Raw genomic sequence first — 16,366 nt, forward strand, 5'->3', positions numbered from 1 at the left:
GCATCGCGACGCAGCGCGAGGACCTCAGGAGCGGTAGTCGGCGTTGATCTTCACGTAGTCGTAGGAGAAGTCGCAGGTCCACACGGTGGCCGCCGCCGCGCCGCGCGCGAGATCGATGCGAACCGTCAGCTCGGCGTGCTTCATGATCCGCGAGCCCGCCTCCTCGCGGTAGCTCGCTGCGCGTCCGCCATGCTCGGCGACCAGCACCGACTCGTCCGGATTGCCCAGCCACACGCGCAGCCTCGAGACGTCGAGATCGTCGATTCCCGCATAGCCGATCGCGGCGAGGATGCGGCCGAGGTTCGGGTCGGATGCGAAGAACGCGGTCTTCACCAGCGGCGAATGCGCAACCGCATAGGCGACCTTGCGGCATTCGTCGCGATCCTGCCCACCTTCCACCGCGATGGCCATGAACTTGGTCGCGCCCTCGCCGTCGCGCACGATGGCCTGGGCGAGCGCGATCGACACCTCGACCACGGCATCGCGCAGCGCCTTATAGTCGGCGCTGGCGGCGTCGGTGATCTCGGCGTTGCCGGCCGCGCCGGTGGCGATGAGGATGAAGGAGTCGTTGGTGGAGGTGTCGCCGTCTACCGTGATGCTGTTGAAGGACAGGTCCGCCGCCTCCTTGACCAGGCCGTCCAGCAATGCCTGGGCAACCGCCGCATCGCAGGCAAGGAAGCCGAGCATGGTCGCCATGTTCGGCCTGATCATGCCGGCGCCCTTGCTGATGCCGGTCAGCGTCACGGTCGTACCGCCGATCTCCACCTGCCTGGACACCGCCTTGGCCAGCGTGTCGGTGGTCATGATCGCGTGCGCCGCGTCGAACCAGCCATCCGCCCGCAGGTTCGCCACCGCCTTCGGCAAGCCGGTGACGAGGCGATCCACCGGCAGCGGCTCGAGAATCACGCCGGTGGAGAACGGCAGCACCTGGGCGGCCTTCAGGCCCATCTCCTGGGCGAGCGCGGCGCACGTGGCGCGCGCATTGGCCAGCCCCGGTTCGCCGGTACCCGCGTTGGCGACGCCGGTGTTGATCACCAGCGCGCGGATGCCGCCTGCGGCCAGATGCTCCTTGCAGACCTGAACCGGCGCCGCGCAGAAGCGGTTGCGGGTGAACACGCCGGCGGCGCGACTGCCCTCGGCCAGCTCGATCACCGTCAGGTCGCGGCGATTGGCCTTGCGGATGCCCGCCTCGGCGACGCCGAGGCGGACGCCCCCGACGGACAACAGATCGGCGGGGTTTGGGGTGTTCAGATTGACGGCCATGCGAATCTCCGTGCGCGGTGGTCTCAGCTCAACTTGCCGTGGCAGTGCTTGTACTTCTTGCCCGAACCGCAGGGGCAGGGGTCGTTGCGGCCGACCTTGGGACCCGCGTTGGCCTGCGGCCGCGCACCGCCTTCGGCAGCGCCATCGCCCGCGCCCAGCGCCTCGTCATAGTCGGCGTGCTGGTACTGCACGTTCTCGACCTGCTGCGGCTTCTCCGCCTCCTCGAGCTGAGATTCGGTGCGGATCTGCACGGTCATCAGGACCTTGGTGACGTCGGCGCGAACGGTGTCGAGCAGGCGCTCGAAAAGCTCGAAGGCCTCGCGCTTGTATTCCTGCTTCGGGTTCTTCTGCGCATAGCCGCGCAGGTGGATGCCCTGGCGCAGGTGGTCGAGCGCGGCGAGGTGTTCGCGCCAGTGGGTGTCGAGGCTCTGCAGCATCACATTGCGCTCGAACTGGTGCCAGGCGGCCGGATCGACGATGGCGGTCTTGGCCGCGTAGGTTTCCTCGCCTGCCTGGATGACACGCTCGAGGATCGCATCGTCATCGAGACTGGGTTCGGACTTGATCCACTCGCCCACCGGCACCCTGAGCTGGCATTCGGACAGCAAGGCCTGCTCGAGCGCGGGAATCTCCCACTGCTCCTCGACGCTCTCGACCGGTACGTAGCGGCGGAAGATGTCGTGCAGTACGCCCTGGCGCATGGCGCGGATGGTCTCGGAGATGTCCTCGGTCTCGAGCAGTTCGTTGCGCTGCTGGTAGATGACCTTGCGCTGGTCGTTGGCGACGTCGTCGTACTCGAGGAGCTGCTTGCGGATGTCGAAGTTGCGCTGCTCGACCTTGCGCTGCGCCGACTCGAGCGAGCGGGTGACCATCGCATGCTCGATCGCCTCGCCCTCGGGCATCTTCAGGCGCACCATGATCGCGTTCAGGCGCTCGCCGGCGAAGATCTTCATCAGCGGATCTTCCAGCGACAGGTAGAAGCGGCTCGAGCCCGGATCGCCCTGACGGCCGGAGCGACCGCGCAGCTGGTTGTCGATGCGGCGCGACTCGTGGCGTTCGGTGCCGATGATGTGCAGGCCGCCGTTGGCGATCACCTGATCGTGCACCTTTTGCCATTCGGCGCGCAGCGTGGTGATCTTCGCTTCCCTGTCGGCGTCGGACAGGCTCGCGTCCTCGCGCACGGCCGCGACCGGCTTCTCGATGTTGCCGCCGAGCACGATGTCGGTGCCGCGACCGGCCATGTTGGTGGCGATGGTGACCATGCCGGGACGGCCGGCCTGGGCGACGATCTGCGCCTCGCTCTCGTGCTGCTTGGCGTTGAGGACCTGATGCTCGATCTTCGCCTTCTTCAGCACCGAGGACAGGAACTCGTTGGTCTCGATCGAAGTCGTGCCCACCAGCACCGGCTGGCCGCGCTCGACGCAGCCGCGGATGTCCTCGATGACCGCGTCCCACTTCTCCTTGGCGGTGCGATAGACCTTGTCGTTCTCGTCCTTGCGCTGCATCGGGCGGTTGGTCGGGATCACGACCGTCTCGAGCCCGTAGATCGAATTGAACTCGAAGGCCTCGGTGTCGGCGGTACCGGTCATGCCGGCAAGCTTGCCGTACATGCGGAAGTAGTTCTGGAAGGTGATCGAGGCCAGGGTCTGGTTCTCGGCCTGGATGCGCACGCCCTCCTTGGCCTCGACCGCCTGATGCAGACCGTCCGACCAGCGCCGCCCGGGCATCAGGCGACCGGTGAATTCGTCGACGATGACGACCTCGCCGTTCTGCACCACGTACTGCTGGTCCTTGTGATACAGCGCGTGTGCGCGCAACGCTGCATAGAGATGGTGCACCAGCAGGATGTTGGCCGGGTCGTAGAGGCCCGCACCTTCGGCGAGCAGGCCCATGCGCACCAGCAGCTGCTCGGCCGTCTCGTGACCTTGCTCGGTCAGCAGCACCTGGTGCGCCTTGAGGTCGACGGTGTAGTCGCCCGGCTCGCCGACCAGCTCCTTGTCGTCGGGGCCGCCTTCCTGCTTCTTGAGCAGGGGTGCGACCTGGTTCATCTTCAGGTAGAGGTCGGTGTGGTCCTCGGCCTGGCCCGAGATGATCAGCGGCGTACGCGCCTCGTCGATGAGGATGGAGTCCACCTCGTCCACGATCGCGAAATTGAGCGCGCGCTGCACGCGCTCATGCACCGCATACACCATATTGTCGCGCAGGTAGTCGAAGCCGAACTCGTTGTTGGTGCCGTAGGTGATATCGGCGGCGTAGGCTGCCTGCTTCTGCTCGTGCGTCATGCGCGACAGGTTGCAGCCGGTGGTGAGACCGAGGAAGCCGTAGATGCGCCCCATCCATTCGGCGTCGCGGCTGGCGAGGTAGTCGTTCACCGTGATCACGTGCACGCCCTTGCCGGACAGCGCGTTGAGATAGGCGGGCAGCGTGGCGACCAGGGTCTTGCCCTCGCCGGTGCGCATCTCGGCGATCTTGCCGTTGTGCAGCACCATGCCGCCGACGAGCTGAACGTCGAAGTGGCGCATGCCATGCACGCGCTTGCCGGCCTCGCGCACCACGGCGAAGGCTTCGGGCAGGATGCCGTCGAGCGTCTCGCCGGCGGCCAGGCGCTGCTTGAACTCGACGGTCTTGCCGCGCAACGCCTCGTCGGACAGTGCGGAGACCTCGCCCTCGAGGGCGTTGATCTTGCGCACGGCATTCATGTACTGACGGACGAGGCGGTCGTTGCGACTTCCGAAGATTTTCTTGAGCAGGCCGGAGATCATGTTTTGGGTTCGACGTCGATTCGGCAAAGGCGGGAGTTTATCATGGCGCACCCGACCACCCCATGACGCTTCGCACACCCTCAAATGACCCGGCTGCTTCAGCGCTTTCTCGGCAGTGGCGACGCCCTCGCCCGCCTGCAGGACCACGCCGCCCGCCTGCGGCGACTTCAGCGTGCGCTCGACATCGCCCTGCCGCCGCAGCTGAGGGATCAATGCCAGGTCGCCAACCTCAAGGACGGCGTGCTGGTGGTCAGTGCACGCGGCGGCGCGGCGGCAGTCCGATTGCGCCAGATGCTGCCGAGCGTGATCGAGCATCTCGCACGCGCCGGCCATGCCGTTCACTCGATCAAGGTGAAAGTCGGAACTCCGGAGCAGGTGGAATGGCGGCGCCCACCGACCGAGCGCCATATTTCGGCCGACGCCAAGGCCACGCTGCGCGCCTTCGCAGACACCCTGCCGGCGGACGCCCCCTTGCGTGCCGCACTCGAACGCCTGGTCCGACGCGGCAAGGATTAGGCGCGCAGGCGCCCGGTCAGGCGACCGGCGCCAGTACGCGCTCGATTGCGAACACCGCGAGGAACACGAACAGGACGACCACGGTGGCGCGGAAGGCCTTCCAGGCCCAGGCCTTGTAGCGCGGGTTGCCGGTCAGCGAATACAGGATGACCGAGCCGCCGATGCCCAGGACCGCAAGCAGCAGGAGCAGGCGCATGATCAGCATGCGTCTTCACGCCTCGCGGGCAATGGGCGAACGGCACGCATCGCGGCGCTCAGGCGAAAGCCGACACCAGCGGCGCGAACTGGCGGGAGACCGCAGCGGGCGTGGCCGCCTCCTTGTCGAAGGTGACGATCTCCCACGCCTCTTCGTCCTCCAGCAGCACGCGCAGGATCTGGTTGTTGAGGGCATGACCGGCCTTGTGCGCCGAATAGGCGGCAAGCAGCGGATGTCCGCACAGGTAGAGGTCGCCGATCGCATCGAGCACCTTGTGCTTGACGAACTCGTCGGCGTAGCGGAGGCCCTCGGCGTTGAGGACGCGGTACTCGTCCATCACGATCGCGTTCTCCAGGCTGCCACCGAGCGCAAGCCCGTTCGCACGCATGAACTCGACGTCCTGCATGAAGCCGAAGGTGCGCGCACGCGCGACGTCGCGCACATAGGACTGCTCGGCGAAATCGACCGTGACCTGGGTCGAGGTGCTGTCGATCGCGGGGTGGTTGAAGACGATCGAGAACGTCAGGCGGAAGCCGTCATGGGGCTCGAGCCTGACCCACTTGTCGCCTTCGACATATTCGACCGGCTTCTTTACGCGCAGGAATTTCTTTGCCGCCTTCTGCTCCTCGATTCCGGCGGACTGCAGCAGGAACACGAAGGGCGCCGAGCTGCCGTCGAGAATCGGGATCTCCGGAGCATCGACGTCGACATGCAGGTTGTCGATTCCCAGGCCGGCAAGCGCCGACATCAGATGCTCGACGGTACCGACCTTGTGTCCCCCCTTCTCGAGACCGGAGCACATGCGCGTATCGCACACGGCGTAAGGGTCCGCCGCCAGGGTGAGCGGCGGATCGAGGTCGACACGATGGAAAACGATGCCGGCATCGGGAGCGGCCGGGCGCAGGGTCAGGGTCACCTTGCGGCCGCCGTGCAGACCGACACCGGTGGCCGTGACGATGGACTTGAGGGTGCGCTGCCTGATCATGATCTTTTCCTTTTCAGATCAGTCATTTTAGCACGCAGCCCACGAACCCCCAGGCTATCGCGCCAATGCAGGCCGACTGTTGCGCAAGCGAATGTTGCAAAGCAGCAACCGCAAAGAAAAACCCGCCGGCAGACTGGAGGCGACAGTCTGCCGGCGGGTCCGGAGCAGTGCGATCAGTCGGCCTGGCGGCGCAGGAAGGCGGGAATGTCGTAGGTGCCGACGCCGCTCGTGCTCATCGCTTCCACCGTCGACCGACGCCCGCTGCGCATCACGGCGGGAACGTCGAGGCTGTTCATGTCGACGCTGCCGCCGCCCATCGACGGGCCGTAGGTGCCGGTGCCCTGGACCACCTGCATCACCGGCTGGCGCGCGGCGCGCGGCGCGCCGAGACCGGTCGCGACCACGGTGATGCGGATGCGGTCTTCCATCGTGTCGTCGAACACGGTGCCGTACTTGACGAAGGCTTCCGGCGCGGCGAAGGCCTGTACGGTCTTCACGGCGTCGCGCACTTCCGACATCTTCAGCGACTTGCTGGCGGTGATGTTGATCAGCACGCAGCGCGCGCCGGACAGTTCGGTGCCCTCGAGCAGCGGCGACACCGCGGCCTGCTCGGCGGCGATGCGTGCGCGGTCGAGGCCGGCGGCTTCGGCAGAGCCCATCATCGCGCGGCCCATCTCGGCCATCGCGGTACGCACGTCCTGGAAGTCGACGTTGACCAGACCGGGCACGTTGATGATCTCGGCGATGCCGCCCACGGCCGAGCGCAGCACGTTGTCGGCCGAGCGGAAGCACTCCTCGAAGCCGGCGTCGTCGCCGAAGACCTCGAGCAGTTTGTCGTTGAGCACGACGATCAGGGAGTCGACGTGGCGGGTGAGTTCCTCGATGCCGCTCTCGGCGACGCGGATGCGGTTCTCGAAGTCGAAGGGCTTGGTCACCACGGCAACGGTCAGCAAGCCCATCTCCTTGGCAATCTCGGCGACCACGGGGGCCGCGCCCGTTCCGGTACCGCCCCCCATGCCGCCGGTGATGAACACCATGTGCGCGCCCTCGAGCGCGGCGGCGATGTCATCGCGCGACTCCTGCGCGGCCGCGCGGCCCGCTTCGGGCTTCGAGCCCGCGCCGAGCCCGGTCTTGCCGAGCTGGACCTTGGTCGGCGCCAGGCAGCGCTTGAGCGCCTGGGCATCGGTGTTGGCCGAGATGAAATGCACGCCCTTCACGCCCTCGCGGATCATGTGGTCGACCGCGTTCCCCCCTGCCCCGCCGACACCGACGACCTTGATCACCGTCCCGGTCGGTTCCTTCTCAACGATTTCAAACATTTGCCTCGCCTCCTGATTTGACGGCCCTGCTCAACACCGAACGCCGGTCAGCCTGCATCTAGTATCAGTCCAGCAGTCTACTACTAAATAGCCTGCGGTAAACCGGCAATCATCCAAATTGATTGCGCCCCGAGGACGGGTTCAGAAATTGCGCTCGAACCACGCCTTCATGCGCCCGAAAACCTGCTTCACGCTGCGCGTCTCGCGCGCCTGAAGCCCCCTGCGCCGCTGCGCGGCGCCCTCCATGACCAAGCCCATCGCGGTCGCGTAGCGCGGCTGGCAGACGACGTCGGCAAGCCCGCCGTCGTACTGCGGCGCGCCCACCCGCGCGGGCATGTGGAATACGTCCTCAGCGAGCTCGGCCATGCCGCGCATCACCGCCGAACCGCCGGTGAGCACGATGCCCGAGGACAGCAGCTCCTCATAGCCGCTGCGGCGCAGCTCGGCCTGCACGAGCTCGAACAGCTCGGACACCCGCGGCTCGATCACGTCGGCCAGCGCCTGGCGCGACAGCTTGCGCGGCGGCCGGTCGCCCACGCCGGGCACCTCGATCATCTCCTCCGCATCGGCCATCTGGTGCATCGCCACGCCATGGCGGATCTTGATCTCCTCCGCCTCGGAGGTCGGCGTGCGCAAGGCCATCGCGATGTCGTTGGTGATCTGGTCGCCGGCGACCGGGATCACCGCGGTGTGGCGGATCGCGCCCTGGGTGAACACCGCGATGTCGGTGGTGCCGCCGCCGATGTCGACCATGCACACGCCGAGTTCCTTCTCGTCCTCGGTCAGCACCGCATGGCTGGAAGCGAGCGGCTGCAGGCTGAGGTCCATGACCTCCAGCCCGCATCGGCGCACGCACTTGATCACGTTCTGGGCCGCTGACACGGCGCCGGTGACGATGTGCACCTTGACCTCGAGGCGCACGCCGCTCATGCCGATCGGCTCGCGCACGCCACCCTGGCCATCGATGATGAATTCCTGGGTGAGGATGTGCAGGATCTGCTGTTCTGCGGGGATCGGCATCGCGCGCGCGACCTCGATCACGCGCTCGACGTCCATCGGCGAGACCTCCTTCTCCTTGATCGCGACCGTGCCGCTGGAGTTGAAGCTCTTGATGTGGCTGCCGGCGAGGCCGGTGTACACCTCGTGGATCTTGCAGTCGGCCATCACCTCGACCTCCTGCACCACGCGCGAGATCGCATCGACCGTGGCCTCGATGTTCACCACCACGCCGCGCTTGAGCCCGTTGGTGGGCTGCGTGCCGAGACCGACGACGTTGAGCCGGCCGTCGGGGCGAACCTCGGCCACCATGCAGGTGACCTTGGCCGTGCCGATGTCGAGACCGACGATCAATTCCTTGTATTCCTTGCTCATTGCTTGCCTTTCCTGCCTGCGGGCGCCACGGGCTGCTGCAGCACCGAGGCGTCGGTCGGCGTCAGCGCGAACCCGCCCGGGTAGCGCAGGTCCGCGACCTTGATTTCGATGTCGATCTCGCTTTGCACCCGCGGCCAGACGGCCACGAAGCGCTGCAGCCGCTCGACGAGCGGCGACTTTTCCTGTTCCCGTCCGAGCACGATGGTCATGCCGTTGTCGAGCTGCAGCTGCCAGGCCTCGCGAGCCGACAGGGCAAGCCCGACCAAGCGCACCCCGAGCGGCTGCAACAGACCGGAGAATTCGGCGTAGCGCGCGAGCAGCCAGCCCGAGGATCCCTGCGGTCCGTCGAACTGCGGCATGTCGGCATTCGACGCGGCGATGAAGACCTCGCCCTGGCGGTTCACCAGGCGCGCGTCGCCGCTCTCCGAGACCGTCCAGTACGCGACCGCATCGTGCTCCTCGAGGCGCAGCTCGAGGGCATCGGGCCAGCGCCGCCGCACCTCGGCCTTGCGCACCCAGGGCAGCTTCTCGAAGGTGGCCTTGACCGCCTCCAGGTCGACCGTGAAGAAGTTGCCGCGCACGGCGAGGCGCGCGGCGTAGTCGAGCTGCTCCTCGGTCACCTGCGCCGGATTGGTGAGCACCACGAGCTCGCGCAACGGGAACAGCGGACGCGACAGGAACCACAGCACCAACGCCCAGCCCAGCGCCATCGCGGCGGCCAGGGTGAGCAGATCGGAGATCAGGTTCAACAAGGCCGGGCGATGCCACAGGCCGCGCTCGGTGCCGTTGCGCGCCCGCCCCGCCGCGGCCGCGGGGCGCGCGGAACGGATGGAGGCGGGGCGCGCAGGCACGTCAGCCAAGGCGGGCTCCTTCGAGGATCGTCAAGCACAGCGCGGTGAAGTCCATCCCGGCGACGCGCGCCGACATCGGTACCAGCGAGTGGCCGGTCATGCCCGGCGAGGTGTTCATCTCGAGGAGATAGGGGCGACCATCCGCGGTGAGGATGAGGTCGGCACGCCCCCAGCCGCGGCAGCCGAGCACGCGCGCCGACTTCATCACCATCGCCTGCAGCTCCGCCTCCTGCTGCGCGGGCAGGCCGCAGGGGCAGTCGTAGCGGGTGTCGTCGGTGAAATACTTGTGCTGGTAGTCGTAGTTGCCGTCGGGTGCGACGATGCGCACGAGCGGCAAGGCCTGGTCCTCGAGGAAGGGCGCGGTGAGCTCGGCGCCGGCGATGAACTCCTCGGCGATCACCAGCGTGTCGTAGCGCGCGGCCAGTTCCCAGGCCGCCTGCAGCTGCGCGGCCTCGACGACCTTGGTCGCGCCCATGCTCGAGCCCTCGTGCGCGGGCTTGACGAAGATCGGCAGCCCGAGCTCGGCCACCACCGCTTTCCAGTCCGTGCCCTGCTCCAGGATCGCGTAGCGCGGCGTGGGCAGGCCGGCGGCCAGCCACACCATCTTGGTGCGCCACTTGTCCATCGACAGCGCGGAAGCCATCACCCCGCTCCCGGTGTAGGGGATGCCCATCAGCTCGAGCGCGCCCTGCACCGTCCCGTCCTCGCCACCCCGTCCGTGCAGGGCGATGAACACGCGCTCGAAGCCGTCTTCCTTGAGGATGTGCAGGTCGCGCTCGGCCGGATCGAAGGCATGAGCGTCCACGCCGGCCGCCTGCAGCGCCGCCAGCACGGCGTTGCCAGACATCAGCGACACTTCGCGCTCGGCAGACGAACCGCCGAAGAGCACCGCAACCTTGCCAAATCGCGTCTTCACACTGCTTCCTCGATACGTGCGAGCTTGCCCGGCACCGCGCCGATGCTGCCCGCCCCCATGGTGATCACCACGTCGCCCTCGCGGGCGGCTGAAAGAATCGTCTGCGGCATGTCCGCGATGTCCTCGACGAACACCGGCTCGACCTTGCCCACGACGCGGATCGCTCGCGCCAGCGAACGGCCGTCGGCGGCGACGATCGGCGTCTCTCCGGCGGCATAAACCTCGGCCAGCAGCAGTGCATCGACGGTCGACAGCACCTTCACGAAGTCCTCGAAGCAGTCGCGGGTGCGCGTGTAGCGATGGGGCTGGAACGCGAGCACGAGACGGCGACCGGGGAAGGCGCCGCGCGCGGCGGCGATGGTCGCCGCCATCTCCACCGGGTGATGGCCGTAGTCGTCCACCAGCGTGAAGCTGCCGGCCTCGTCACCGTCCTGGTCGAGCAGCGCCACCTCGCCGTAGCGCTGGAAGCGCCGGCCGACGCCGTTGAATTCGGCGAGCGCCTTGACGATCGCCGCGTCCGGCACCTGCACCTCGGTGGCGACCGCGATCGCGGCCAGTGCGTTGAGCACGTTGTGCATGCCGGGCAGGTTGAGCGTAACCGACAGCCTGGAGGTCGTGCCGTTCACCCGAACGCAGTCGAACAGCATGCGCCCGCCGTCGGCGCGGACGTTCTCGGCGCGGATGTTCGCGCTCCCGGACAGGCCGTAACGCACGATCTGCTTGGACACCTGCGGGATGATCTCGCGCACGTTGGCGTCGTCCTCGCACAGCACCGCGACGCCGTAGAAGGGCAGGCGCTGGAGGAAGTCCACGAAGGCCTGCTTGACGCGGCCAAAGTCGTGCCCGTAGGTGTCCATGTGGTCCGCGTCGATGTTCGTGACCACCGAGATGACCGGATTGAGGAGCAGGAAGGAGGCGTCGGACTCGTCCGCCTCGGCGACCAGGTAGTCGCCGGTGCCCAGACGCGCATTGGCGCCGGCGGCGTTGAGGCGGCCGCCGATGACGAAGGTGGGGTCGATGCCGCCCTCGGCGAGGATGCTCGCCACCAGCGAGGTGGTAGTGGTCTTGCCATGGGTTCCGGCGATCGCGATGCCATGCTTGAAACGCATCAGCTCGGCGAGCATCTGCGCGCGCGGCACCACCGGGACATGGCGCTCGCGCGCGGCCAGGACCTCGGGGTTGTCGGCCCTTACCGCCGTCGACACCACGACCACGTCGGCGTCGGCAACGTTGGTCGCGTCGTGGCCACAGATCACGCGCGCGCCCATCTTCTGCAGGCGGCGGGTGGCGGCATTCTCGCCGAGATCGGAGCCGCTCACGCGATAGCCCTGGTTGACCAGCACCTCGGCGATGCCGCTCATGCCCGAGCCACCGATGCCGACGAAATGAATGTTCCTGACCTTGTGCTTCATGTCGCGTCTCCACCGGCCAGTTCGGCGCACGCGTGGGCGACCGCCACCGCGGCCAGCGGCTTGGCGAGCGCCCGTGCGTTGTCGGCCATCTGCAGCAGCCGGCCGCGGTCCAGGCTGGAAATGATGCCCGCAAGGCGCGCGGGCGAGAGTTCGGTCTGGGGCAGCAGGTAGGCGCCGCCACGGTCGGCGAGGAAGCGCGCGTTGCCGGTCTGGTGGTCATCCACCGCGTGCGGGAAAGGCACCAGCAGGCTGGCCACGCCCACCGCCGCGAGCTCGGCAACCGTCAGCGCACCGGCGCGACAGATCACCAGATCGGCATCGGCGTACGCGCTCGCCATGTCGTCGATGAAGGGCCGCAGCTCGCCCTCGACCTGCACGCGCGCATACGCCGCGCGCAGCGCCTCGATCTGGCGCTCGCCGGCCTGATGCACCACGAGCGGGCGTTCGTCTGCCCCCAGGCGCGCGAGCGCCTGCGGCACGGTCTCGTTCAGGGCCGCGGCACCCAGGCTGCCGCCGACCACCAGCACGCGCAACGGACCGCTGCGGCCGGCGTAGCGCTCGGCGGGGGGCGGGACCGCCGCGATGTCTGCGCGCACCGGGTTGCCCATCCACTCGGCCTCTTCGAGCACATCGGGGAATCCGCTCAGCACGCGGTCGGCCACTTTGGCGAGCACGCGGTTGGCGAGCCCGGCCACCGAATTCTGTTCGTGCAGCACGAGCGGTCGGCCGAGCAGCGCCGCCATCATGCCGCCGGGGAAGGTGATGTAGCCGCCCATCCCGAGCACCACGTCGGGACGAATCCGGCGCAGTGCGCGCAGCGCCTGCCAGAAACCCGAAATCAGGCTCGCCGGGAGCAGCAGCTTGCGCAGCAGGCCCTTTCCGCGCAACGCGCCGAAACGCACCCAGGCGGTCTCGTAGCCACGCTGCGGGACGATGCGCGCCTCCATGCCCTCGGGGTTGCCCATCCACACGATGCGCCAGCCCTTGGCGCGCAGTTCCTCGGCCACCGCGATGCCGGGGAAGATGTGGCCGCCTGTGCCGCCGGCCATCACCATCAGCGTCTTCATGTCCGCCCTCCCCGCATGAGCTGGCGGTTCTCCCAGTCCACACGAAGCAGGATGCCGAGCGCGATGCAGTTGGCGACGATCCCCGAGCCGCCGAAGCTCATCAGCGGCAAGGTCAGGCCCTTGGTGGGCAGCAGGCCCATGTTGACGCCCATGTTGATGAAGGACTGGATGCCGATCCACAGCCCGATGCCCTGGGCGACCAGGCCGGAGAAATAGCGCTCGAGCTTGATCGCCTCGCGCCCGATGAGGAAGGCGCGCTGTACCACGAGCGCGAACAGGATCACCACCGTCATCACGCCGACGAAGCCGAGTTCCTCGGCGATCACCGCGAGCAGGAAGTCGGTGTGCGCCTCGGGCAGGTAGAAGAGTTTTTCCACGCTGCCGCCAAGGCCGACGCCGAACCACTCCCCGCGCCCGAACGCGATCAGCGAATGCGAGAGCTGGTAGCCCTTGCCGAAGGCGTCCTGCCACGGGTCCATGAAGCCGAAGATGCGATCGCGGCGGTAGGGCGAGGTCCAGATCAGGATCACGAAGCCGATCACGGCCACCACCGCCAGCAGGACGAACACGCGCACGTTCACGCCGCCGAGGAAGAGCACGCCGAAGGCGATCGTGGTGATCACGACGAAGGCGCCGAAGTCGGGCTCGCGCAGCAGCAGGAAGCCGACGAGCAGGATCACCGCCATCATCGGCACGAAACCCTTCACGAAGCTGCCCATGACGTCGAGCTTGCGCACGGTGTAATCGGCGGCGTAGAGGGCGGCGAAGATCTTCATCAGCTCGGAGGGCTGCAGGTTGACCGGGCCGAGCGACAACCAGCGCTGCGCGCCATTGACCTCGCGGCCCACGCCGGGGATCAGCACGACGACAAGCAGGACCACGCCGGCGACGAACAGCGCAGGTGCCAGCTGCTGCCAGCGTGCCATCGGGAATTGGAAGCACACCAGGCCGAGACCGATGCCGATCGCGAGGAAGATCGCGTGCCGCATCAGGAAGTAGTGCGACTGGTAGCCGGTGAAGCGGCTGCCCTCGGCGATCGCGATGGAGGCCGAGTACACCATCACCAGGCCGAGCAGCAGCAGGCCGACCGCCGACCAGATCAGCACCAGGTCGAGCTCTCGCGCCGGCGCGGACTGGCGCGCGAGCCGGTCGGCGGCGGCGCGTGCGGGGTCGGCCTTGCGCTCGGCGCGATGGAACAGGCCGGACAGCGTGCTGGCAAGCTTCATCGCGGCGTCACCTCCGCCAGCCTGCACACGGCGGCGACGAAGACTTCGGCGCGATGGGCGTAGTTGCGGAACATGTCGAGGCTGGCGCAGGCGGGCGACAGCAGCACCGCATCGCCCGGCCGGGCGAGGGCATTCGCGCGCAGGACCGCGGCGTCGAGATCGGCGGCATGCTCGAGCACGACGCCACGACCGGCAGCCACCGCCTCGATGCGCTGGGCGTCGCGCCCGATGAGCACGACGGCGCGTGCCTTGCGCGCGAACGCCTCGGCGAGCGGCGAGAAATCCTGGCCCTTGCCGTCGCCACCGGCGATCAGGACCACCGGGCAATCCATGCCGTCGAGCGCCGCCACCGTCGCGCCGACGTTGGTGCCCTTCGAGTCGTCGTAAAAGCGGACGCCATCCACGCGCTCGGCGACCAGTTCGACACGGTGCGGCAGACCGCGGAAGGCGAGCAGCCCATTGATCAGACGACGCGGCTGGATCCCCAGGCCGCCCTCGCACAGCGCCAGCGCCGCCAGCGCGTTGGCGGCGTTGTGGCGGCCGGCAAGCGGCAGCTCGGCAAGCGCGAGCAGGCGCTCGTCGCCGCGCATCAGCCAGGTCCCGCCCTCGGCGTCGACGAGGCCGTAGTCGTGCGGGCCGGCGGGCTGAGAGGTACCGAAACGGATGATGGACCGACCCGGCAGCGCCATCGCCGCCACGCGCGGATCGTCGCGGTTCAGCACCTGCACACCGTCGCCCTGGAAGATCGCCGCCTTGGTGGCGGCGTACTCGGCGAGGTCTGCGTAGCGATCGAGATGGTCGTCGGTCACGTTGAGCACGGTCGCTGCCGCGGCATCGAGCCCGCGCATGGTCTCGATCTGGAAACTGGAGAGCTCGAGCACCCAGCAAGCGGGCAGCTCGGCGCCAATCTCGAGACGCTCCATGAGCACGTCGAGGGCCGCAGGGCTGATGTTGCCGGCGGCGACCGCATCCACGCCGGCCGACTGCGCGAGCGCGGCGGTGAGCGCGGTGGTGGTGGTCTTGCCGTTGGTGCCGGTGATGGCCAGGATGCGCGTGTTCGCGCGTACGCCAAGCTCGTCGAGCGCCTGGGCGAGCAGGCTCATCTCGCCCGTGATCTGCAGGCCGCGCCGGCGCGCCTCGGCGGCGATGCCGACGCGCGGATCGAGCCCGGGGCTGAGCGCCACCAGCTCGACGCCCTCGAGCACCTCGGCACCGAAGCTGCCGGCGACGAGCTCGGCGAGCGGCGCGTCCGCACGCAGCGCATCCAGCCCGGGTGGGTTGGAGCGGCTGTCGGCGACGCGCACGCGCGCACCGCGCAATGCGCACCAGCGCGCCATGGCCAGGCCCGACTCGCCGAGCCCGAGAACGAGGACGTGTTTTCCGGTCAGTGCGCTCATCGCAGTTTCAGCGTCGACAGCCCGAACAGCACCAGCATGATGGTGATGATCCAGAAACGGACCACGACCTGCGTCTCCTTCCAGCCGCCGAGTTCGTAGTGATGGTGCAGCGGCGCCATGCGGAAGATGCGTTTGCCGCCGGTGGCCTTGAAGTACAGCACCTGAACCATCACCGACAGGGTCTCGGCGACGAACAGGCCGCCCATGATGAAGAGCACGATCTCCTGGCGCACGATGACGGCGATCGTGCCGAGCGCGGCGCCGAGCGCGAGCGCACCGACGTCGCCCATGAAGACCTCGGCCGGATAGGCGTTGAACCACAGAAAACCGAGGCCGGCGCCGCAGATCGCGCCGCAGAACACCGCCAGCTCGCCCGCGCCGGCGACATAGGGCACGCCGAGGTACTTCGAGAAGCCCACGTGACCGGCGACGTAGGCGAAGATCGCCAGTGCCCCGGCCACCATCACCGTCGGCATGATCGCCAGGCCGTCGAGGCCGTCGGTGAGGTTCACCGCGTGGCTGGTGCCGTTGATGACGAAATAGGTCAGCGCGATGAAGCCGAAGATGCCCAGCGGATAGGCCACGGCCTTGAAGAAGGGCACGATCAGCTCGGTCTCGGCCGGCGTGCTCGCGGTGAAACCCAGATAGATCGCCGCCGCGAGCGCGATCGCCGAGGTCCACAGGTACTTCCAGCGACTCGCCAGCCCCTTCGGATCGCGATGCACGACCTTGCGCCAGTCATCGACCCAGCCCACCGCGCCAAAGCCCACGGTAACGAGCAGGGTCACCCACACGTAGTCGTTGCGGAGATCACCCCACAGCAGGATGGTGACGCCGATCGCGATCAGGATCAGCGCGCCGCCCATGGTCGGCGTGCCGGCCTTGGTGAGGTGCGACTTGGGACCATCGTCGCGCACCGCCTGACCGATCTTCTTGGCGGCGAGCCAGCGGATGACCGCGGGGCCGGCGATCAGCGAGATCGCCAGCGCGGTGAGGGCGGCGAGCACCGTCCGCAGCGTGATGTAGCCGAAGACGTTGAAGCCACGAATGTCCTGGCCGAGCCAGAGAGCAAGTTCCAACAGCAT

General features: G+C 68.0%; 14 protein-coding genes. 1 reads left to right on the forward strand and 13 read right to left on the reverse strand.

Features of this window, described 5'->3' with window-relative positions; all coding sequences use genetic code 11:
• Nucleotides 1-24: 24 nt before the first annotated feature.
• Together argJ and secA are read right to left on the reverse strand one after the other, a co-directional pair.
• Nucleotides 25-1,263: a bifunctional glutamate N-acetyltransferase/amino-acid acetyltransferase ArgJ gene (gene argJ, locus AAG895_RS15420; RefSeq protein WP_345792869.1), complete on the reverse strand. Its 1,239-nt coding sequence runs from the start codon at nt 1,261-1,263 to the stop codon at nt 25-27.
• A 23-nt stretch (nt 1,264-1,286) separates the two neighbouring features.
• Nucleotides 1,287-4,025 (reverse strand): preprotein translocase subunit SecA, encoded by a 2,739-nt coding sequence (secA, locus tag AAG895_RS15425; RefSeq protein WP_345792870.1) that lies wholly within the window; start codon nt 4,023-4,025, stop codon nt 1,287-1,289.
• Between the two features lie 84 nt (nt 4,026-4,109).
• On the opposite strand from secA, the gene AAG895_RS15430 reads away from it, so the two are divergent.
• Entirely contained in the window at nt 4,110-4,541 is a 432-nt protein-coding gene (locus AAG895_RS15430) for a DUF721 domain-containing protein (RefSeq protein WP_345792871.1), read from the forward strand.
• Between the two features lie 16 nt (nt 4,542-4,557).
• Here AAG895_RS15430 and AAG895_RS15435 read toward each other — a convergent pair whose 3' ends face one another.
• The 11 genes from AAG895_RS15435 to mraY form a co-directional block, all read right to left on the reverse strand.
• Nucleotides 4,558-4,746, reverse strand: a complete 189-nt coding sequence (locus tag AAG895_RS15435) for a hypothetical protein (protein ID WP_345792872.1) — start codon at nt 4,744-4,746, stop codon at nt 4,558-4,560.
• 49 nt (nt 4,747-4,795) lie between these two features.
• Nucleotides 4,796-5,722, reverse strand: a complete 927-nt coding sequence (gene lpxC / locus AAG895_RS15440) for a UDP-3-O-acyl-N-acetylglucosamine deacetylase (protein ID WP_345792873.1) — start codon at nt 5,720-5,722, stop codon at nt 4,796-4,798.
• 173 nt (nt 5,723-5,895) lie between these two features.
• Nucleotides 5,896-7,041 carry a cell division protein FtsZ gene (ftsZ, locus tag AAG895_RS15445; protein WP_345792874.1) on the reverse strand — a complete coding sequence of 382 codons (1,146 nt, stop codon included), beginning with the start codon at nt 7,039-7,041 and terminating at the stop codon, nt 5,896-5,898.
• A 141-nt stretch (nt 7,042-7,182) separates the two neighbouring features.
• A complete protein-coding gene (gene ftsA / locus AAG895_RS15450) occupies nt 7,183-8,412 on the reverse strand; it encodes a cell division protein FtsA (protein WP_345792875.1) in 1,230 nt (409 codons plus the stop codon).
• Nucleotides 8,409-9,272, reverse strand: coding sequence for a cell division protein FtsQ/DivIB (locus AAG895_RS15455; RefSeq protein ID WP_345792876.1), 864 nt, complete (start codon nt 9,270-9,272; stop codon nt 8,409-8,411). The genes ftsA and AAG895_RS15455 overlap by 4 nt, the downstream gene beginning before the upstream one ends.
• Complete coding sequence (locus AAG895_RS15460) at nt 9,265-10,179, reverse strand: D-alanine--D-alanine ligase (RefSeq protein ID WP_345792877.1); 915 nt, start codon at nt 10,177-10,179, stop codon at nt 9,265-9,267. Before AAG895_RS15460 ends, AAG895_RS15455 begins: the two co-directional genes overlap by 8 nt.
• On the reverse strand, nt 10,176-11,591 hold the full coding sequence (murC, locus tag AAG895_RS15465) for a UDP-N-acetylmuramate--L-alanine ligase (protein WP_345792878.1): 1,416 nt from the start codon (nt 11,589-11,591) through the stop codon (nt 10,176-10,178). The genes AAG895_RS15460 and murC overlap by 4 nt, the downstream gene beginning before the upstream one ends.
• Nucleotides 11,588-12,658 carry an undecaprenyldiphospho-muramoylpentapeptide beta-N-acetylglucosaminyltransferase gene (gene murG / locus AAG895_RS15470; protein ID WP_345792879.1) on the reverse strand — a complete coding sequence of 357 codons (1,071 nt, stop codon included), beginning with the start codon at nt 12,656-12,658 and terminating at the stop codon, nt 11,588-11,590. Before murG ends, murC begins: the two co-directional genes overlap by 4 nt.
• Nucleotides 12,655-13,884, reverse strand: coding sequence for a putative lipid II flippase FtsW (ftsW, locus tag AAG895_RS15475; RefSeq protein WP_345792880.1), 1,230 nt, complete (start codon nt 13,882-13,884; stop codon nt 12,655-12,657). Before ftsW ends, murG begins: the two co-directional genes overlap by 4 nt.
• Nucleotides 13,881-15,281 (reverse strand): UDP-N-acetylmuramoyl-L-alanine--D-glutamate ligase, encoded by a 1,401-nt coding sequence (gene murD / locus AAG895_RS15480; RefSeq protein ID WP_345792881.1) that lies wholly within the window; start codon nt 15,279-15,281, stop codon nt 13,881-13,883. Before murD ends, ftsW begins: the two co-directional genes overlap by 4 nt.
• The gene (gene mraY / locus AAG895_RS15485) at nt 15,278-16,366 is read right to left on the reverse strand and encodes a phospho-N-acetylmuramoyl-pentapeptide-transferase (RefSeq protein ID WP_345792882.1); all 1,089 of its coding nucleotides are present in this window, start codon (nt 16,364-16,366) and stop codon (nt 15,278-15,280) included. The genes murD and mraY overlap by 4 nt, the downstream gene beginning before the upstream one ends.

This window comes from Thauera sp. JM12B12 (assembly GCF_039614725.1).
Taxonomy (GTDB): Bacteria; Pseudomonadota; Gammaproteobacteria; order Burkholderiales; family Rhodocyclaceae; genus Thauera.